Source organism: Pseudomonas sp. ADAK18 (genome assembly GCF_012935695.1).
GTDB lineage: Bacteria > Pseudomonadota > Gammaproteobacteria > Pseudomonadales > Pseudomonadaceae > Aquipseudomonas.
Genome location: NZ_CP052859.1, coordinates 6,411,629 through 6,429,115 on the forward strand (window position 1 = coordinate 6,411,629; position 17,487 = coordinate 6,429,115).

Here is a 17,487-nt window from a genome sequence, read left to right on the forward strand (position 1 = left end):
GTCAGAATTCACAGGTAGGCAGTGTCAGAGCCAAGTGACAGGAATGCACAACGCCATGAATATCACTGACATAGTCTTCGTCCTGTCTTCAGGAATCGGCCCTAAACGATGCGCGGGGGCTCCTGCTCCTCATATCGATCACGCAGCGGCAGGCCCATTTCTGCGCGCAAGGCGTTTTCGTTGTATGGCCATGGGTTGGCGGTGGTGGGCGGTGTCAGAGGGTTGTTGTCGAAATCGAAGGCCGCGCCGTTACTTGGAAGCCCAACGGCTTGATATTCGCCATTTTCCACCGTGAGCGGCTGGCCACGCACCATGACGGGAATTCCATAATTTCCAATTATCGGCTTGTTACCCGGTATAAAGGTGCCGGTCGCGCCGTTATAGGCATGGCTCATCTCATGAAACAGGGCGATTAAGGGCGAGATTGAAAAGGCCTTCTCGAAATAGTCGGGATGAAAGGTTATCTGCGCGTGGGTGGCTGCTGAGCCGGCGACGCCATCTTTTATAAACCCGAGCTCAGGCCGGTATTTGAATTTTTCATACTCGCTGTCAGGGATAGCGTCTCTGAACGCATTGGCAAACTCATAAGAGTTTCTTGCTACGACGCCAGAAGGTGTGATGGTCACAGGGCCGCCATTCTTCTCGGCAAGACGGTCCATTTCCTGAAGCATTTTCTGTCCGGCCGGCGACCCCCTGAGTTGCTCCAGTTGGTCTTCTACCCGCTCAACAAATTCTGTGGGGCCCTCTATTCTGAAGCCTTTTTTGCCAGCGTCGCTGTAGTCGATAGCGGACGTTTTTGCCTGTTCTGGCGCGTGGACCGTATCGGTCTTTTTTGCGTAGATCCGATCCCGACGGTCATAGGAGTGGACCGAGTCCTGGCCCGCGCCGGTGTAGAAAGTAGTCTGGCGATAGCCCACGAGTTTATCGTTGCCGAGTCCGCCGTTCAGGGTGTTTATGCCGGTCCCGGCATAGAGTTCGTCATCACCCTGGTCGCCATTGAGGTGAACCTGCCGCTGGTCTGTGTTCTGCAGGGGGTACGTGGCATATAGCTTGTCGTTGCCTCTGCCGCCGGACATTACGGCGTTGCCGATGCCCGCGATCATTGTGTCGTCGCCATCGCCGCCAAAGGCCACGGTATGGCCGGTGCCCAGGCGTATGTAATCGTTGCCTTTACCTCCGTCCACGGTACCAAACCGTCCATTCGCCGCGATGTAGTCATCGCCATCTCCACCACGTATGTGCATTTCGATGTTGACGTGCTTGTCGACGGTAATGCGGTCATTGCCTCCTTCGGTTCTGATGGTCAGCGAGTGCGAGTCGTTGTTTGCAGTCAGTGGGAGTTTGTAGTCTTTGCCATTTATACGCGCGTTGAGTTGGTGGTTTACGCCTACGGTGATAGTGACGTTGTCATCTTGGTCGGTGGTGGTAATAAGGACCCGACTGACATCGAGGCCCCGCTTGCCTTGATGATCCGTTTTATAGGTAAAAAGATGTTGAATTTTGACATTGCCATCGTCGACTAAAACGTTGGTGTGACGTGTGCCGTCGGGTTCTGTCGGTTTGCTGGCGGGTGGAGAAAGGGTAGGGGATGTTGATGGTATTGGGAGTATGTTCATTCACAGATCAACTTTACGTGAGGGCCGATGTTTAGCCGCGGCGGTATAAATGCTCTGTGGTTTGGATCCCGAAAAAAGCCAAACTGCTTTGTAACATTCGAATGATGCCGAGTGTCCTCAGGGTTCAGTGAGCCAACGGTCCTGCTTGTTCAAGCGCCAGGCAATGGCCCACAACGTGAGGCTGCGTAACGCCATGAACAGCAGAAAAGTGATCCACAGCCCGTGATTGCCAAAGCCCTGCAACATCCAGGCGAAGGGCAGCAGAAGCAGGACCGTCAGCAGCATGCCGTTGCGCATTTCCCTGGCGCGGGTGGCGCCGATAAACAGACCGTCCAGCAGATAACTCCACACCGCAATCAACGGCAGTACTGCCAGATAGGGCAGGTAGATGTCGGCTGTTTCGCGCACGCTGGGGATATCGGTCTGCATGGCAATAAACAGATGACCGAACACCGCAAACAACAAGGCGAAACCGATGCTTGCCAGCAGCGACCAACCGCAGGCGACCACCAACGAGCGACGCAGGGCCTGGCGGTCGTGGGCGCCTATGGCATGGCCGCACAATGCCTCGACTGCGTGGGCCAGGCCATCCAGAGCATGAGCGGTCAGCAACAGGCCGTTGAGCAGCAGGGCGTTGGCGGCGACGGTGGCATCCCCAAGGCGTGCGCCTTGCACCGTGATCATGAAAAATACCGATTGCAGCGCCAGGCTGCGGATAAAGATGTCGCGGTTGACGGCCAGCAGTGGACGCCAGCTTTGCCATAACTTCAACGCCGCCCAGGCGATATGGCCGGGGTAGGCGCGCAGGGCTTTTTGCGTCAGCGCGAGGCCAAGCAGGGCGCCGGTCCATTCCGCGATCACCGAGGCCCGCGCCGAACCGACCACGCCCCAGTCCAGTCCGAGGACGAACCATAGGTTGAGGGCGATGTTCACCAGGTTGGTGGTCAGCAAAATGGCCAAGGGCGCGCGAGCATTCTGGGTGCCGAGGAACCAGCCCACCAACGCGTAGCTTGCAAGCGCTGCGGGCAAGCCGAACAGGCGAGTGTGGAAAAACTCGCGGGTCAGCTCATTCAGCTCCGGCGAGGGCTGCATCCAGTCCAGCACCAGGCCGCTGAGGGGCACACCTATCGTTCCCAGTAACATCGCCAACCCCAACGCCAGCAACAACCCTTGCAGGAGAATCTGCCGCAAGGCCGCGCCATCCCCGCGTCCGGCGGCCTGGGCGGCAAACCCGGTGGAACCCATGCGCAGGAAACCCATGGCCCAAGCCAGGAAGGTATACAGGCTGGCGCCGACGGCCACGGCTCCGAGTTGATGGGCATGGGGCAGATGACCGATGACCATGCTGTCCACCAGCGCCACCAAGGGCACCGAGATATTGGACAGGATCATCGGCGCGGCCAGGGCCCAGACGCGTTGGTGGGTGGGGCGATGGCGCCAGTCGGTAAGCAGAGAAGTCATGCAGGCTCCTTTGGGGAGCGGCATTGTAACTGCCCATCAGTGACGCCGCAGAACCAATGTGGGAGCTGGCTTGCCTGCGATAGCGGTTGTAGCCGCTGCCGAAGAATGAGGCTGCGACGGGCTTGGTGCGGCATTCCGACGCAGTGGCCCCAAGGCGGTCCTGCGGACACGCATCGCAGCCTCGTGCCTCGGCAGCGGCTACAACCGCTTTCGCGAGCAAGTAAGTCGCACCGCCGCACCCACATTTTTGACTGCGCGGGGTCAGGCTTTACGTGGATGCAGGCATTCGATGGAGCGGTCGACGGTGGTCTTGGCAATTTCCAACAAATGCCACACCGCCAGAATTTTCGCCCGCTGTGGACTCTCCAGCAATTCGCCACAGTCCAGCGCAGTCGCCGAAGCGCTGTTCAGCAGGCTGGCGGTGTAGAGCAGGGAGTCTTCGAAGCTCAAGTCTTCGTTAATGGTGTGGAAGCTCTGCGTCGGCAGGTAGTGTTCGAGGGCGCGATTGAATGCGGCGCGGTCGTTGAGCGGGTCGGTCGGTGGATCGGGGACAATTTTATTCATGGTGTAACTCCATATGATTTAGGAGCTGACACCCGTCGCGACTAAACGGAGGGTGGCGGCTGTACGCAGGTTAGTCGACCGGCCACATGGCAATCCGGCGCACCCGAAGGCGCCCTGCGCACAGCCACCATAAAACTTCATGAGAGCCATGCGCCATGTAAGACCCGAGCGACTAAACCCGATCACTGATGAGCAGTGACGGGGCGAAGACTAGCCAGCGGTTCCAACAGGCACAAGGCGGCGTGGATTGTCTCGGAAACGTCCTGCAATTTAAAGGGACATGGCTTGCTGGCCCTTTACAAGCCGTGACGAAATGCCAGCGACTACCACTTAATTGCGCTCGCCTGTAGGACAAGTCTGGCATGACGAATTTTGATGGCAGCGCTGACGAGGTTTCGCTTTTTTACTCGTGACGGGCTTAGTTAAATAGCTGCTCCAACTAATCACCGTAAAGGATTGCGATGAACATAAATGTCAGTAATTTTCGCCAAGAAGTATCTAAAGTCAGGCTCTCAAAATCTGCATTTGATGAGCTGCTGAACGCAAAAAATACATTCGAACCGGATATCGACGATAGTCGATTCGACGCGAAGCCGGCTTACATTGAACCGCGTCACTCACCTTTCCTAAGCGAAGAGTTACGTAACATACGAAACATGATCGACCATGAAAGCCATGTCTTGATCCTTGATGGTTTTAAGGTCGACAACCTTGCAAGTTTCAAATCGCTGGTATGGACATTTGGTTCTTTACTTGGTGCGCCAATGGTGCAGAACCATCTTGGTCACAAGGTGATTGAGGTTTACGACCGAGGTGGCAAAAGCATTGAAGACGGTGCGAGATACCATCAGACCCGTCAGGGAGCTTACGTACACAACGACGGAGTGAGCGACCCGCTTCCTATTGATTATTTGATCCTGGCCTGCGGCCAGAAGGCGCTTTTGGGCGGTGAGAGCATTCTGATTGATGCAAGCGCGGTATACGCGGAGTTGATGGCGTTTCCAGATATATTGGAAGAGCTCAAGTGTGACTTCTTTTTTGAGAATCGCGGGATGGCAGAGGAGGAACAACTGTTTAAAGCCCCCATACTTAGCTTTTCCAGCGAAGGTATTCCTCTGATTAGATACTTTCGTGTCTACATTGAGTCAGCCCACTTTAAAGCTGGCGTGCCGTTGACACGGTCTCAATCTCAGGCGCTAGACTTTTTGGATACTGTCCTTGATCAATCAACGGTCCAACATCGCGTGCTGCTGGAACCTGGGCAGGTGCTTATTTCGGCTGATAACAAGTTTCTTCATACCCGAACGCATTTCATAGATGTGAATGCTCCACGCGCAGAGATCGATGATGCCGAGACTTTAAGCGATCTGAATCGCTACATGCTTCGGATGTGGCTACGCAAACAATGATGCCCCAACGCTCATAACGCACATCCTCCAATACCCACCATAAGCTGAGTCCCATGGACAACTCCGACATAGCGATCACGCTCGTCTTGATCTCTGCCTTTATGCACGCTACCTGGAATGCCGTTGTCCGGGCCGGAAGCAGCCGTTTCATGACGCTGGCTATGGTCGATGGCACGGCGTTGGTGATCTGCCTGGCGGCGTTGCCGCTGGTCAATATGCCTAGCCTACAGGTCTGGGGCTATGTGTTGCTCTCGGTGGTGCTCAATACGGCCTATAGGCTATTTCTCGTTAAAGCGTATGAGACGGGAGACTTCGGCCAAGTCTACCCGGTGATGCGTGGTGTGCCGCCGGTACTGGTGGCGCTGTTTTCCTACTTTCTGCTGCATGAACAGCTGTCGTTCCAGGCGATAGCTGGGGTGTTGCTGATTTGCGTGGGGATTATCAGTTTGACGTTTGTGCGCAAGATGACCGCTCATATGTTCAAACCGATTCTGATGGCGGTGTGCGCGGGGGCGTTCATTGCGTCTTACACGGTGGTGGATGCCAAAGGGGTGAGAGCCAGTGAGACGGTGTTGCAATACATCATCTACCTGACTGTGTTTCAGAGCATTCCGATCCCGGTGTTGGCGTTTTTCAAGGAGCGCTCGGCTCTTTCTCAGGCAGTACGCGCGCATTGGCGGATAGGCATGTTAGGCGGTGTTTTTTACCTCGCATCCTACGGTTTGGTGTTGTTCGCGCTGTCGTTGGAAGCGGTGGCCAAGGTGTCAGCGCTGCGGGAAACCAGTGTTATTATCGGCGCCATTATTGCCGCATTGTTCCTTCATGAACGGTTCGGTTGGCGTCGGATGCTTTCGGCATTTGTCATTGTTTGCGGCATCATCCTCATCAAAGTGAGCACCTGATGGCTCAGCGTCCACCACCCACCCCCATGCTTCAAGCCTTTGTCAGCGCCGCGCAAACAGGCAGTTTTGCGCGAGCTGCGTCCGAACTCAACCTCACCGCCAGTGCGATCAGCCATCAGATCGCAGGCCTGGAGGAGTGGTGGGGAGTGCAGTTGTTCGAGCGCCACTCACGCGGCGTCAAGTTGACGGCAGCGGGGCAGGCGTTGTTGCCGGTTACCGAGGGGTTTTTCAAGGATCTTGATGCGGTGCTGCATTCGCTCAACCCAGGAAAATCTCAACCGTTATACCTCTCGTGCACTTCCTCTCTTTGTTCGACGTGGCTGATCCCCAGAATGCATGGTTCTCATGCTGAGTCATCGTTCAATCTTGACTTGGTTTTGACCAGTACGGATATGAACAGCGCCAACCTGGGTGCCCATCAATACGATGTCGCGGTTGTCATGGGGTACGGTGACTACCCGGATCATCATGTCGAGTTGCTGATGCGGGATGCGGTGTTCCCCGTGTGCTCGCCGGCGTTTTACCGTGAGAATGGCGATATTGCGCCGGCAGATATTGCCCGGTACCCGTTGATTCATCGGGTTGATGATCTGGTGTGTCCGGGGTGGGAGAGCTGGTTTGCGTTCCAGGGGGTTGCTGCGCCGCCGTATCACCATGGGCCGCGCTTTCCGGATTCGAGCTTGGCCATCAGCCTGGCGGCGAAGGGGGGTGGGATCTCGTTGGGTAGGACCGCGCTGGTGTATGACCAATTGGAAGACGGTGCATTGGTTGCGTTGAGCTGCCCCGTGATGATGTCGCCGGCGGCTTACTACATTATTTGCCGAAATGGACGACAGTCGGAGCCCAATATCGCTCGGCTAATTGATTGGCTCAAGGTTAGCGCGGGAGAGTTCTTGCAAGAGGTTGGGGTTAAGTATCCGCAAATATGTGGTTGAAGGAGATGAATATGGGCAGCCTTGCTCGCTGTGGCGGTGGGTGACTGAACGTCCACACATGGGTTCTCCAGTATCAGTGGGATTTGTCTTGGTTCAGGGAAGTACCAGAACCAAACCACCCTCCGTCGGTCAATGTGACCAGCACCACAACCACTTCACTGGCGCTGATATATAGTTCACCCCCGGATCCCCCTGACAACGAGTGTCCCATGCTTAACAAAGGACTGTTCCTGGCTTGCGCGCTGGCCCTGCTGAGTGCCTGCGATTCATCTGATAAACCGGCTGCCCCGCCCGCACCTCCTGCGGCGGCAACGGCGCCGAAACAGGTCAAGCCAGCGGTGGATGTGGCGGCGCTCAAGCAGCGTTACGCCGGCCGCGAGTTAAGTGTGGTGGATGTCTCCGAAGTTCAGTTGGACGGAGCCAGCACCTTGTCGGTGAGTTTCTCCATCCCTCTGGATCCTGATCAGAAGTTCGCCGACAAACTGCATTTGGTGGACAGCAAGTCCGGCAAGGTCGACGGCGCCTGGGAGCTCTCGGACAATCTGATGGAGCTGCGCCTGCGTCACTTGGAGCCTCAGCGCAAGTTGGTGCTGACGGTCGACGCCGGACTACGTGCGGTGAATAACAACCTGCTGACCGCCGAGTACATCAGCCGCCTGGAAACCCGCGACCTGCAAGCCACCGTCGGTTTCGCCAGCCGTGGCACCCTGTTGCCGACCCGATTGGCCGAAGGCCTGCCGGTGATTGCGCTGAACGTCGACAAGATCGACGTCGAATTCTTCCGCATCAAGCCCGAATCCCTGCCGGCGTTCCTCGCCCAGTGGGGGCGCAACACCAGCCTGCAAAGCTATGAGTCGCGCGAATTGCTGCCGATGGCTGATTTGGTTTACGGCGGCCGTTTCGACCTGAACCCGGCGCGCAATACTCGGGAAACCTTGCTACTGCCGATCGCCGGCCTCAAGCAATTGCAGCAACCGGGTGTGTACCTGGCGGTGATGCGTGCCTCGGGCACCTACAACTATTCGCAACCGGCCACGCTGTTCACCTTGAGTGATATCGGCCTGTCGGTGCACCGCTATGCGAACCGCATGGACGTGTTCACTCAAGCGCTGGAAGGCGGCAAGGCGTTGGACGGCGTGGACCTGGAAGTCCTCGATGCCGAAGGCCGCGTGCTGGGCCAGGGCAAGACCGAGAAGGGCGGCCACGCCGAATTGCCGCTGCCGAAAAAGGCTCAGGTATTGCTAGCCAAACAAGGCGAACAGACCAGCATGCTGCGCTTGGACAGTGCGGCGCTGGACCTGGCGGAATTCGATATCGGCGGCCAACCCGCTCACCCGCTGCAATTCTTCGTGTTCGGCCCTCGTGATCTGTATCGCCCCGGCGAAACCGTGCTGCTCAACGCCCTGCTGCGAGACAAGGACGGCCAGGCCGTCAAACCGCAACCGGTGAGCGTGGAAGTGCGTCGCCCGGATGAGCAGGTCAGCCGCAAGTTTGTCTGGGACGCCGACGCCTCGGGCCTCTATCAATATCAACTGCAACTGGCGGGCGAAGCGCCGACCGGGCGCTGGCAACTGGTGTTCGACCTGGGTGACGGCAAGCCGCAGCTCTATGAGTTCCTCGTCGAAGATTTCCTGCCGGAGCGTTTGGCCCTCGAACTCAAGGGCAGTGATACGCCGCTCAAACCGGCCGATAACGCCACCATCCACGTCAACGGTCGCTACCTGTATGGCGCGCCGGCCTCGGGCAACCGGGTCAGTGGGCAAGTCTATGTGCGGCCACTGCGCGAAGCGGTCAAGTCGCTGCCGGGTTATCAGTTCGGTTCGGTGACCGAGGAGGAACTGAGCCAGGACTTTGAGCTGGACGAAAGCGTGCTCGATGCCAAGGGTGAAGAGCTGCTGACCCTGGAAAGCAAATGGGCTGATGCCAAGTCGCCGTTGCAACTGATCGTTCAGGCCAGTTTGCAGGAGTCGGGCGGTCGGCCGATTACCCGGCGCCTGGTGCAGCCGGTATGGCCGGCCAAGCAGTTGCCAGGCTTGCGCGGTTTGTTCGACGGCAAGGAAACCAACGGCGATGGCCCGGCAGAATTTGAAGTGCTGGTGGCCAACCAGGACGGCAAGAAACTGGCCGCCGAGAACCTCAAGGTGCGACTGGTGCGTGAGCGCCGCGACTACTACTGGAACTACTCCGACAACGATGGCTGGAGCTATCACTACAACGAGAAGTTCCTCAACCTCGACGAGCAAACCGTCAACATCAAGGCTGGCGACACCGCCAAGATCAGCTTCCAAGTGGAGTGGGGCCCGTACCGTGTTGAGGTCGAAGACCCGCAGACCGGCTTGATCAGCAGCGTGCGTTTCTGGGCCGGCTACCAGGCCCAGGACAACACCGAAGGCGGCGCGGTGCGGCCGGATCAGGTCAAGCTGGCGCTGGATAAACCGGCCTATGCCGATGGCGATACGGCCAACGTCACGGTCACTCCGCCGGCTGCCGGCAAAGGTTACTTGCTGGTGGAATCCAGTGAAGGGCCGTTGTGGTGGCAGGAAATCGAAGTGCCGGCTGAAGGCAAAAGCTTCGCGGTGAAACTCGACCCAAAATGGTCGCGCCATGACTTGTACGTCAGTGCCCTGGTGATTCGTCCGGGTGAGCGCAAGGCCAATATCACGCCCAAACGTGCGGTGGGCTTGTTGCATCTGCCGCTGGATCGCACCCAGCGCAAGCTTGGCCTGACTTTGACGGCGCCGGAAAAAATGCGCCCCAAGCAACCGCTGACGGTGAAGATCGCCGCGAAAAACGCGGACGGCAGTGTGCCCAAACAGGTGCATGTGCTGCTGGCGGCGGTGGACGTGGGCATTCTCAATATCACCGAATACCCAACGCCAGACCCGTACTCCAGTTTGTTTGGGCGCAAGGCTTACGGCGTGGACCAGTTCGATATCTACGGTCAGTTGATCGAAGCCGGGCAGGGCCGTTTGGCCAGCCTGGCGTTTGGTGGTGATGCGGCGTTGGCCAAGGGCGGCAAGCGTCCGGACACCAGCGTCACCATCGTCGCCTTGCAGAGTGCGCCGGTGACTTTGAACGAGAAAGGCGAGGGCGAAGTCAGCGTCAATATCCCCGACTTCAATGGCGAACTGCGCCTGATGGCTCAAGCCTGGACCGATGATCGCTATGGCATGGCCGAAGGCAAGACGGTCATTGCCGCGCCGCTGATTGCCGAGCTGTCGGCGCCGCGCTTCCTTGCCGGCGGTGACCAGACTCGCTTGGCGCTGGACCTGTCCAACCTGTCGGGCAAGGCACAGAAGCTGGATGTGCAATTGACTGCCGAAGGTCAGTTGACCCTGCTCGGTGAGCCCGCACAAAGTGTGCAACTGACCCAGGGTCAGCGCACCACCTTGCAGATTCCGGTGCGCGCCTTGGGCGGGTTTGGCCAGGGCAAGATCAAGGTTACCGTCAACGGCCTGGACTTGCCGGGTGAGAACCTGCCGCCGTTCACCCGTGAATGGACGCTGGGCGTGCGCCCGGCCTACCCGGCATTGCTCAAGCAATACCGCGCGGTGCTCAAGGACGAAACCTGGAGCTTGCCAGACGCCGAATTGGCGCTGTTCGAACCGGCCGGGCGCGAGGCGCTGTTGAGCCTGTCGAGTCGTCCACCGTTGAACTTGGGTGAACAGATCCGTGCGCTCAAGGCTTACCCCTACGGGTGCCTGGAGCAAACCGCCAGCGGTCTGTATCCGTCGCTGTACGCCGACGCGCAAGTGCTGACACGTCTGGGCCTCAAGGGCGAGCCGGATGCCGAGCGCAAGCGCAAGATCGAGTTGGGCATTGAGCGTTTGCTGGGCATGCAGCGTTACAACGGCAGCTTCGGTTTGTGGGGCGCCGACGGTGAGGAAGAATATTGGCTGACGGCTTATGTCACTGATTTCCTGCTGCGGGCTCGTGACCAGGGTTTCGCCGTGCCGCCTGAAGCGTTGAAGAAAGCCAGTGAGCGCCTGCTGCGTTATGTGCAGGAACGCAATCTGATTGAAGTCGACTACAGCGACAATGCCGACCACACCCGCTTCGCCGTGCAGGCCTATGCCGGTATGGTCCTGGCCCGCAGTCAGCAGGCGCCGTTGGGTGCGTTGCGCAGCTTGTTCGAGCGCCGCACCGATGCCCGCTCCGGCCTGCCGCTGGTGCAGTTGTCCATTGCCTTGCAGAAGATGGGCGATCAACCTCGCGCCGATCAGGCCTTGGTGGCGGGCTTGGCGGCAACGCGTAAAGCCAATGAATGGCTGGCGGACTACGGCAGCCCATTACGTGATCAGGCGATGATTCTGGCATTGCTGGAGGAAAACGACCTGGCCAAGGGCAAGCGCGAGGAGCGGTTGTTCGAGCTGTCGGACCAGATGGCGGCCAGCCAGTGGTTGTCGACCCAGGAGCGTAATTCACTGTTCCTTGCCGGTCGTACCCTGCTGGGCAAACCGGAAGCCAACTGGACCGCGCAACTCACCAGCGGCGGCGAAACCCGCGAGCTGAACAATGGCCAGTCGGGCTTGAAGCTGGAAGGTGCGTTACTGACTTCGCCATTGACCTTGCGTAACCCGGGCAGCGAGCCGATCTACCAGCAACTGAGCATTTCCGGTTATCCGCTGCAGTCGCCGGCTGCGAGCGGTGAGAACCTGAGTATTCGCCGCGAATACCTGGGCATGAATGGCCAGCCGCTGAACCTGCGCAACCTCAACAGTGGCGACCTGGTGCTGGTGCACTTGACCGTCAGCGCCAACAAGCAGCGGGTGCCGGATGCGTTGGTGGTGGACTTGCTGCCCGCAGGATTGGAACTGGAAAACCAGAACCTGGCGCAAAGCGCTGCCAGCCTGGAAAACGCCAGCAGCCAGGTCAAGGAATGGCGCGAGTCGATGCAGAACGCGTCCCTCAAGCATCAGGAGTTCCGCGATGACCGTTATGTAGCGGCGCTGAACCTGGACGGTTATGGCACCACGCACCTGCTGTACCTGGCGCGGGCCGTGACGCCCGGGACTTACCGTGTACCGCCGCCGCAAGTGGAGTCGATGTACCGGCCGAACTGGCAGGCAGTGGGGGAAACCCCGGCGGACATGGTGATCAAGGGTCGTTAAAACTGATTGTGCGAGGGCGGGCTATTGTGGCGAGGGGGCTTGCCCCCGTTGGGCTGCGCAGCAGCCCTAAAGTCAGGCATTGAGTTCTGTCTGGAATACCACGATTACCCTACTGGGGCTGCTGCGCAGCCCAACGGGGGCAAGCCCCCTCGCCACAGGGGGGATGTGTTGTCTTAATGAACCACCCAACTCAACAGCCACAACCCGAGCATCAACCAGATAACTCCCATGATGATCGAGGCCCGCATGAAGGCGCGGACTGCCGAGTACAGCAACATCAGGCCGATGATCAAGGTGATGATGCTGATGATCGAGGTGTCCATGCCCAACGCACGCGACAGGCCTTCGACAAAGTTGCCACCGGCATGAGTCAACGCATTGAACAACCCACTGAGTCCATCGACGATAAAGCGGATGACGGAGCCGAGCGCCTGGCCCAGCCATTCGAAAAAGCTTTCTACCTGCATATGTGTGTCCCGATGAAAAGGTGGGCGTATCTGCCAGAGCTGAGCCTTTGGTCGTTATTCCCATGGGCTAGTTCCGTGAAGCATAGAGGTTTGCCGGCGTGAATTTGCGATTAGTTGCGCGCTGGGCCATCGGCAGTGTGCTGCTGGTGGTCGCCTTGCTGTGGCTCGCCGACCGTATCTGGCCATTGCCCTTGCCCAAGGACGACCTGGCCCGGGTGGTGCTGGCCGAAGACGGCACGCCGCTGTGGCGTTTCGCCGATGCCAACGGTGTGTGGCGTTACCCGGTGGAAACCCGCGAGGTGTCGCCGTACTACCTCGATGCGCTGCTGACGTATGAAGACCGCTGGTTCTACCAGCATCCCGGGGTCAATCCGCTGGCCCTGATGCGCGCCACCTGGCAAAACCTCACCGGGGCACGTGTTGTATCGGGTGGCAGTACCTTGTCGATGCAAGTGGCGCGCTTGCTTGATCCCCATTCGCGGACGTTCCACGGCAAGTTGCGGCAACTGTGGCGTACCGCCCAGTTGGAATGGCATTTGTCCAAGGACCAGATCCTCAACCTGTACCTGAACCGAGCGCCCTTCGGCGGGACTTTGCAGGGCGTGGCGGCGGCCAGTTGGGCTTATCTGGGCAAGTCACCACAGCACTTGACCCATGCCGAAGCCGCCATGCTCGCGGTATTGCCTCAGGCACCCAGCCGCTTGCGTCCGGACCGCCATCCGTTGCGCGCCCAGGAAGCACGGGACAAGGTGTTGCGCCGGCTGGCCGAGTTCCACGTCTGGCCTCAGGCTGCCGTCGATGAAGCCCTGGAAGAACCCTTGCTGCTGGCGCCACGCCTGGAGCCGAGCCTGGCGCCGTTACTGGCGCGCCGCTTGAATCGCCCTGACAGCCCGCCGCTGATTCGCACTACCGTAGACGCTACCCTGCAACGCCGTCTTGAAGACCTGTTGCTGGGGTGGCGAGCCCGTCTTCCGGAACACACCTCGGCGGCGATTCTGGTGGTGGAAGAGGAAAGCATGGCGGTGCGGGCGTACCTGGGCTCGGTGGACATCAACGACGCCCGGCGCTTTGGCCATGTCGACATGATCAGCGCGATGCGTTCGCCGGGCTCCACCTTAAAACCCTTTCTCTATGGCATGGCCCTGGACGCGGGGTTGATTCACTCTGAATCGCTGCTGCAGGACGTGCCACGGCGCTACGGCGATTACCGACCGGGCAACTTTTCCATGGGCTTCAGCGGTGCGGTGCCGGCCAGTACCGCGTTGTCCAGTTCCTTGAACCTGCCGGCGGTGCAGTTGCTGGAAGCCTACGGGCCGAAACGTTTTGCCGCCGAAATGCGCATCGGTGGTGTGCCGCTGACGCTGCCGGTGTTGGCCGAGCCGAACCTGGCGCTGATCCTCGGTGGTGCCGGCAGCCGGCTGGAAGATCTGGTCAGTGGCTACAGCGCCTTTGCCCGGGACGGCAGGAGCGCCACCATTCGCCTGCAACCGGATGACGTGCTACGCGAGCGGCCCATGTTGTCCCCAGGTTCGGCGTGGATTGTGCGGCGGATCCTCAGTGGCCAGGCGCGGCCGGACCGTGATCCTCGGGCCGAGTTGGTACAGCGTCCGGTGTTGGCCTGGAAAACCGGCACCAGCTACGGCTTTCGTGACGCCTGGGCCATTGGTGTCGGGCCGCGCTACTTGATTGGCGTGTGGATCGGTCGCCCCGACGGCACGCCGGTGCCCGGTCAATTCGGCCTGGCCTCGGCGGCGCCATTGATGCTGCAAGTGCACGATGTGCTGACTAACCGCGACAGTCAGCGCGGGATCAGCGCACCGGTCAAACCGGTGCCGATGAACGTCGGCGTCGCGGCCATCTGCTGGCCTTTGGGCCAACCCATGAGCCGCAGCGATCCCAATTGTCGGCGTCAGCGCTTCGCCTGGACCTTGGATCACACCACGCCACCGACTTTGCAGGCGTTGGACCAACCCTTGAGTGTCGGGTTGATTGAGAAAGTCTGGGTCAATGCCAAGGGACTGCGGGTGGACGCCAACTGCCCGGGTGCCGTGTCTCGGGACATCGCGCTGTGGCCGGCTCCGCTTGAACCGTGGTTGCCCAGGGTGGAGCGTCGTGAAGCGCGAATCCCTGCGGCTGATCGTGACTGCCCGCCACCGGCGTTGGCGGCGTCTTCACCGCTGTCCATCGTGGGCGTGCGTGAGGCCGACCAACTGCGACTTCCGGCTGGCAGCCAGCAGCAACTGCGGCTGAAAATCTCCGCCTTGGGCGGCAGCGGGCGGCGCTGGTGGTTCCTCAATGGTGCGCCATTGGGAGACAGCGCCAATCAGGACAGCATCAATGCCAGCCTCGAGCAGTTAGGCCGCTATCAATTGAGTGTGCTGGACGAGGCGGGGCAGACGGCGCGGGTGGAGTTCAGCGTCGTCGACTAACACCGTTGTGGCGAGCGGGCTTGCCCGCGTTGGGCCGCGTAGCGGCCCCAATAAAGCCATCGCGATACATCAGAACGATTGCTGTCGATAGTTCTGGGGCCGCTTCGCAGTCCAACGCGGGCAAGCCCGCTCGCCACAGGGGAGCACCCACCACTTGCCTTCGTGGTTCATCCGCCCGAAGCTATACACCTTCAGGAGCCCCCCATGAACCTCGAACACCTCACCGAACGCCTGCATCGCATTCGCGATAACAACGACTGGAAGCAATTCCACAGCCCGAAAAACCTGGCCATGGCCGCCAGTGTGGAAATGTCCGAACTGGTGGAGATTTTCCAGTGGCTGAGCGAAGACCAGTCGCGCCAGTTACCGGCAGACAAGCTCGCGCATGCCGGCCAGGAAGTCGGTGACATCGTGCTGTATCTCCTGCTGCTGTGCAGCGAACTGGGGCTGGACATGGATCAAGTCGTGCGCGCCAAGCTGGCTGACAGCGAACGGCGGTTTACCCATGAGTGACCGTCATTTCGACCAGCTTGCTACCCGGTTTGCCGAGAAAATCTACGGCGGGGCCAAGGGCGCGATTCGTCTGGCGGTGTTGCAGGCCGATCTTGTTGAAGCGTTGCCGGATCGCCCGCTACGGGTATTGGATATCGGCGCCGGCCTGGGTCATATGTCGCTGTGGCTGGCCGAACGCGGTCACCAGGTGACCTTGGCCGAGCCCGCTGAGCCGATGCTCGAAGGCGCCCGCCAACGTTTCGCTGAAGCAGGGCAGGCGGCAACCTTTATCCAGGCGCCCTGGCAGGATCTGCTGGGCCAGCTCACCGAACCCTACGACCTGGTGCTGTGCCATGCGGTGCTGGAATGGCTGGCCGACCCTCACGCGATCCTGCCGGTACTGCATCAGTTGACGGTGCCCGGTGGCTGGTTGTCCCTGGCCTTTTACAACCGCGATGCGCTGATTTACCGCAACCTGCTCAAAGGCCACTTCCGCAAGATGCGCAAGAATGACATGGCCGGCGAAAAACAGAGCCTGACCCCACAACAACCCCTTGATCCTCGGGAGCTGGCGGCGCAACTAGAGGGTCTGTGGCAGGTCGAAACCCAGAGTGGTGTGCGGGTGTTCCATGACTATATGCCGGTGGAGTTCCAGGCTCGCGCCGAGCTGCAAGACTTGTTGGAGATGGAGCTCGCTCACCGTCGTCACCCAAGCTTTGCCGGACTTGGGCGTTATTTGCATTGGGTATGCCGTCCGGTTTAAGCGGCCCAGTTTGCGGAGATCTAAATGAAGCGCTGTCTTGGATTGATCCTGCTGTCCCTGGGGTTGGGTGCCTGCTCCAGCAACAACCCTTATGTGGCGGCGTCCAACCCCATGCCGCCAGCCCCTGCGCAGGCGGCCAACACCTTTGACCGCAGCGCCTACCCGGCGCCGATGCGGGACTACGGCGCCTACCGCAACTGGGCCTGGCTCAACGGCCAATTGCCCGCCGGTACGGCCTGGGCCGATTCGGCGCAAGTGGCAGAGGCCGTCAGCGGTGCGCTGGATCAGCGCGGCTTGCGCCCGTTGCATGACAACCGTGCGCCCGACCTGCTGGTCAGTGCCGATGTGCGCCTGGAGAAACGCCTGCGTCAGGTCCAGGACGACTACGGTTATGGCTATGGCGGCTATAACCGCTACGGCAACGGTTACGGCATGTACAACACGGTGCCGGTGGTGCGCACCTATGAAGTGCAGGTCGTGGTGGTGCGGGTCAACCTGTTCGACGCCCGCAGCGGTCAGCCGGTGTGGAGCGCCAGTGCCGAAACTGGCAGCCAGGGCAGCCTTAGCGAGCGCGGCGATGCCTTGCGCCAGGCGGTGCAGAAGGCAATGACTGCCTATCCTCCGAGTTAGCAGCTATTCTCATTTAAAGCTTAGGTCGCCTCTTGGAGAAGAACCATGTTTCGTCGTATCGCGTTGCTTGCTTTTGTCGTGCTGCTGGGTGGTTGCCAGACCAGCCAGGTCAATCACGATTTTGACGCCAGCCGGGATTTCGCCGCCTACCGCAGTTGGAGCTGGAAAGAACCGGCCTTGCAGTACCGTCCCGATGATCCACGCATCAAGAGCGACCTCACCGAACAGCGCATCCGTCAGGCGGTCAGCGAGCAACTGGACCAGCGTGGCTTGCGTCCTGCCGCACCCGGCACCAAGGCTGACCTGAATGTGCAGACCTACCTGATCGTCGAAGACCGCCAGCAACAAGTCACCACCAACTACGGCGGCGCCTGGGGCGGTCCGTGGAATGGCTACTGGGGCGCACCGATGTACAACGAAACCCGCCTCGTCACCTACAAGGTTGCCACCCTCCAGATTGATTTGCTGGACGGCAAGGACGGCAAGCTGGTGTGGCGTGGCAGCGATGAGCAGATGCTTAGCAGCACCCCCAGCCCACAAGACCGCAGTGCTGCGATTCGGGCGACGGTGACCAAGGTGCTTTCCAACTACCCACCGCATTGATTCCTGAACCCAACGCTAAACCCTAGTAGCCGCTGCCGAGGCACGAGGCTGCGATGCGGGCCGCTTCGCAACCCATCGCAGCCTCGTGCCTCGGCAGCGGCTACA

General features: G+C 59.8%; 13 protein-coding genes. 9 read left to right on the forward strand and 4 right to left on the reverse strand.

Going from position 1 to position 17,487, the window contains the following annotated elements; genetic code table 11:
• Positions 1-101 precede the first annotated feature (101 nt).
• The 3 genes from HKK55_RS28895 to HKK55_RS28905 form a co-directional block, all read right to left on the reverse strand.
• Positions 102-1,616, reverse strand: a complete 1,515-nt coding sequence (locus HKK55_RS28895) for a M91 family zinc metallopeptidase (protein ID WP_169357698.1) — start codon at positions 1,614-1,616, stop codon at positions 102-104.
• A gap of 117 nt (positions 1,617-1,733) precedes the next feature.
• Entirely contained in the window at positions 1,734-3,077 is a 1,344-nt protein-coding gene (locus HKK55_RS28900) for an MATE family efflux transporter (protein ID WP_169357699.1), read from the reverse strand.
• A gap of 261 nt (positions 3,078-3,338) precedes the next feature.
• Positions 3,339-3,641, reverse strand: coding sequence for a hypothetical protein (locus HKK55_RS28905; protein ID WP_169357700.1), 303 nt, complete (start codon positions 3,639-3,641; stop codon positions 3,339-3,341).
• Positions 3,642-4,102: 461 nt separating this feature from the next.
• On the opposite strand from HKK55_RS28905, the gene HKK55_RS28910 reads away from it, so the two are divergent.
• From HKK55_RS28910 to HKK55_RS28925, 4 genes are all read left to right on the forward strand, one after another.
• Positions 4,103-5,050: a TauD/TfdA family dioxygenase gene (locus HKK55_RS28910; protein ID WP_169357701.1), complete on the forward strand. Its 948-nt coding sequence runs from the start codon at positions 4,103-4,105 to the stop codon at positions 5,048-5,050.
• 53 nt (positions 5,051-5,103) lie between these two features.
• Positions 5,104-5,952, forward strand: coding sequence for an EamA family transporter (locus tag HKK55_RS28915; RefSeq protein WP_169357702.1), 849 nt, complete (start codon positions 5,104-5,106; stop codon positions 5,950-5,952).
• Positions 5,952-6,887: a LysR substrate-binding domain-containing protein gene (locus HKK55_RS28920; protein WP_169357703.1), complete on the forward strand. Its 936-nt coding sequence runs from the start codon at positions 5,952-5,954 to the stop codon at positions 6,885-6,887. Before HKK55_RS28915 ends, HKK55_RS28920 begins: the two co-directional genes overlap by 1 nt.
• Before the next feature lie 209 nt (positions 6,888-7,096).
• Positions 7,097-11,998, forward strand: coding sequence for an alpha-2-macroglobulin (locus tag HKK55_RS28925; RefSeq protein ID WP_169357704.1), 4,902 nt, complete (start codon positions 7,097-7,099; stop codon positions 11,996-11,998).
• 173 nt (positions 11,999-12,171) lie between these two features.
• On the opposite strand, the gene HKK55_RS28930 is transcribed toward HKK55_RS28925, so the two are convergent.
• A complete protein-coding gene (locus HKK55_RS28930) occupies positions 12,172-12,465 on the reverse strand; it encodes a hypothetical protein (protein WP_169357705.1) in 294 nt (97 codons plus the stop codon).
• Between the two features lie 98 nt (positions 12,466-12,563).
• Between HKK55_RS28930 and pbpC the strand changes: the two genes are divergently transcribed.
• The 5 genes from pbpC to HKK55_RS28955 all read left to right on the forward strand — a co-directional run bounded on the left by pbpC (position 12,564) and on the right by HKK55_RS28955 (position 17,382).
• Complete coding sequence (pbpC, locus tag HKK55_RS28935; protein ID WP_169357706.1) at positions 12,564-14,894, forward strand: peptidoglycan glycosyltransferase PbpC; 2,331 nt, start codon at positions 12,564-12,566, stop codon at positions 14,892-14,894.
• A gap of 204 nt (positions 14,895-15,098) precedes the next feature.
• Positions 15,099-15,407, forward strand: coding sequence for a MazG-like family protein (locus tag HKK55_RS28940; RefSeq protein WP_169357707.1), 309 nt, complete (start codon positions 15,099-15,101; stop codon positions 15,405-15,407).
• A complete protein-coding gene (locus HKK55_RS28945) occupies positions 15,400-16,149 on the forward strand; it encodes a methyltransferase domain-containing protein (protein ID WP_169357708.1) in 750 nt (249 codons plus the stop codon). The genes HKK55_RS28940 and HKK55_RS28945 overlap by 8 nt, the downstream gene beginning before the upstream one ends.
• Before the next feature lie 24 nt (positions 16,150-16,173).
• Complete coding sequence (locus HKK55_RS28950) at positions 16,174-16,779, forward strand: DUF4136 domain-containing protein (protein WP_169357709.1); 606 nt, start codon at positions 16,174-16,176, stop codon at positions 16,777-16,779.
• Positions 16,780-16,824: 45 nt separating this feature from the next.
• Positions 16,825-17,382 carry a DUF4136 domain-containing protein gene (locus HKK55_RS28955; RefSeq protein WP_169357710.1) on the forward strand — a complete coding sequence of 186 codons (558 nt, stop codon included), beginning with the start codon at positions 16,825-16,827 and terminating at the stop codon, positions 17,380-17,382.
• The last annotated feature ends 105 nt before the right edge of the window (positions 17,383-17,487 follow it).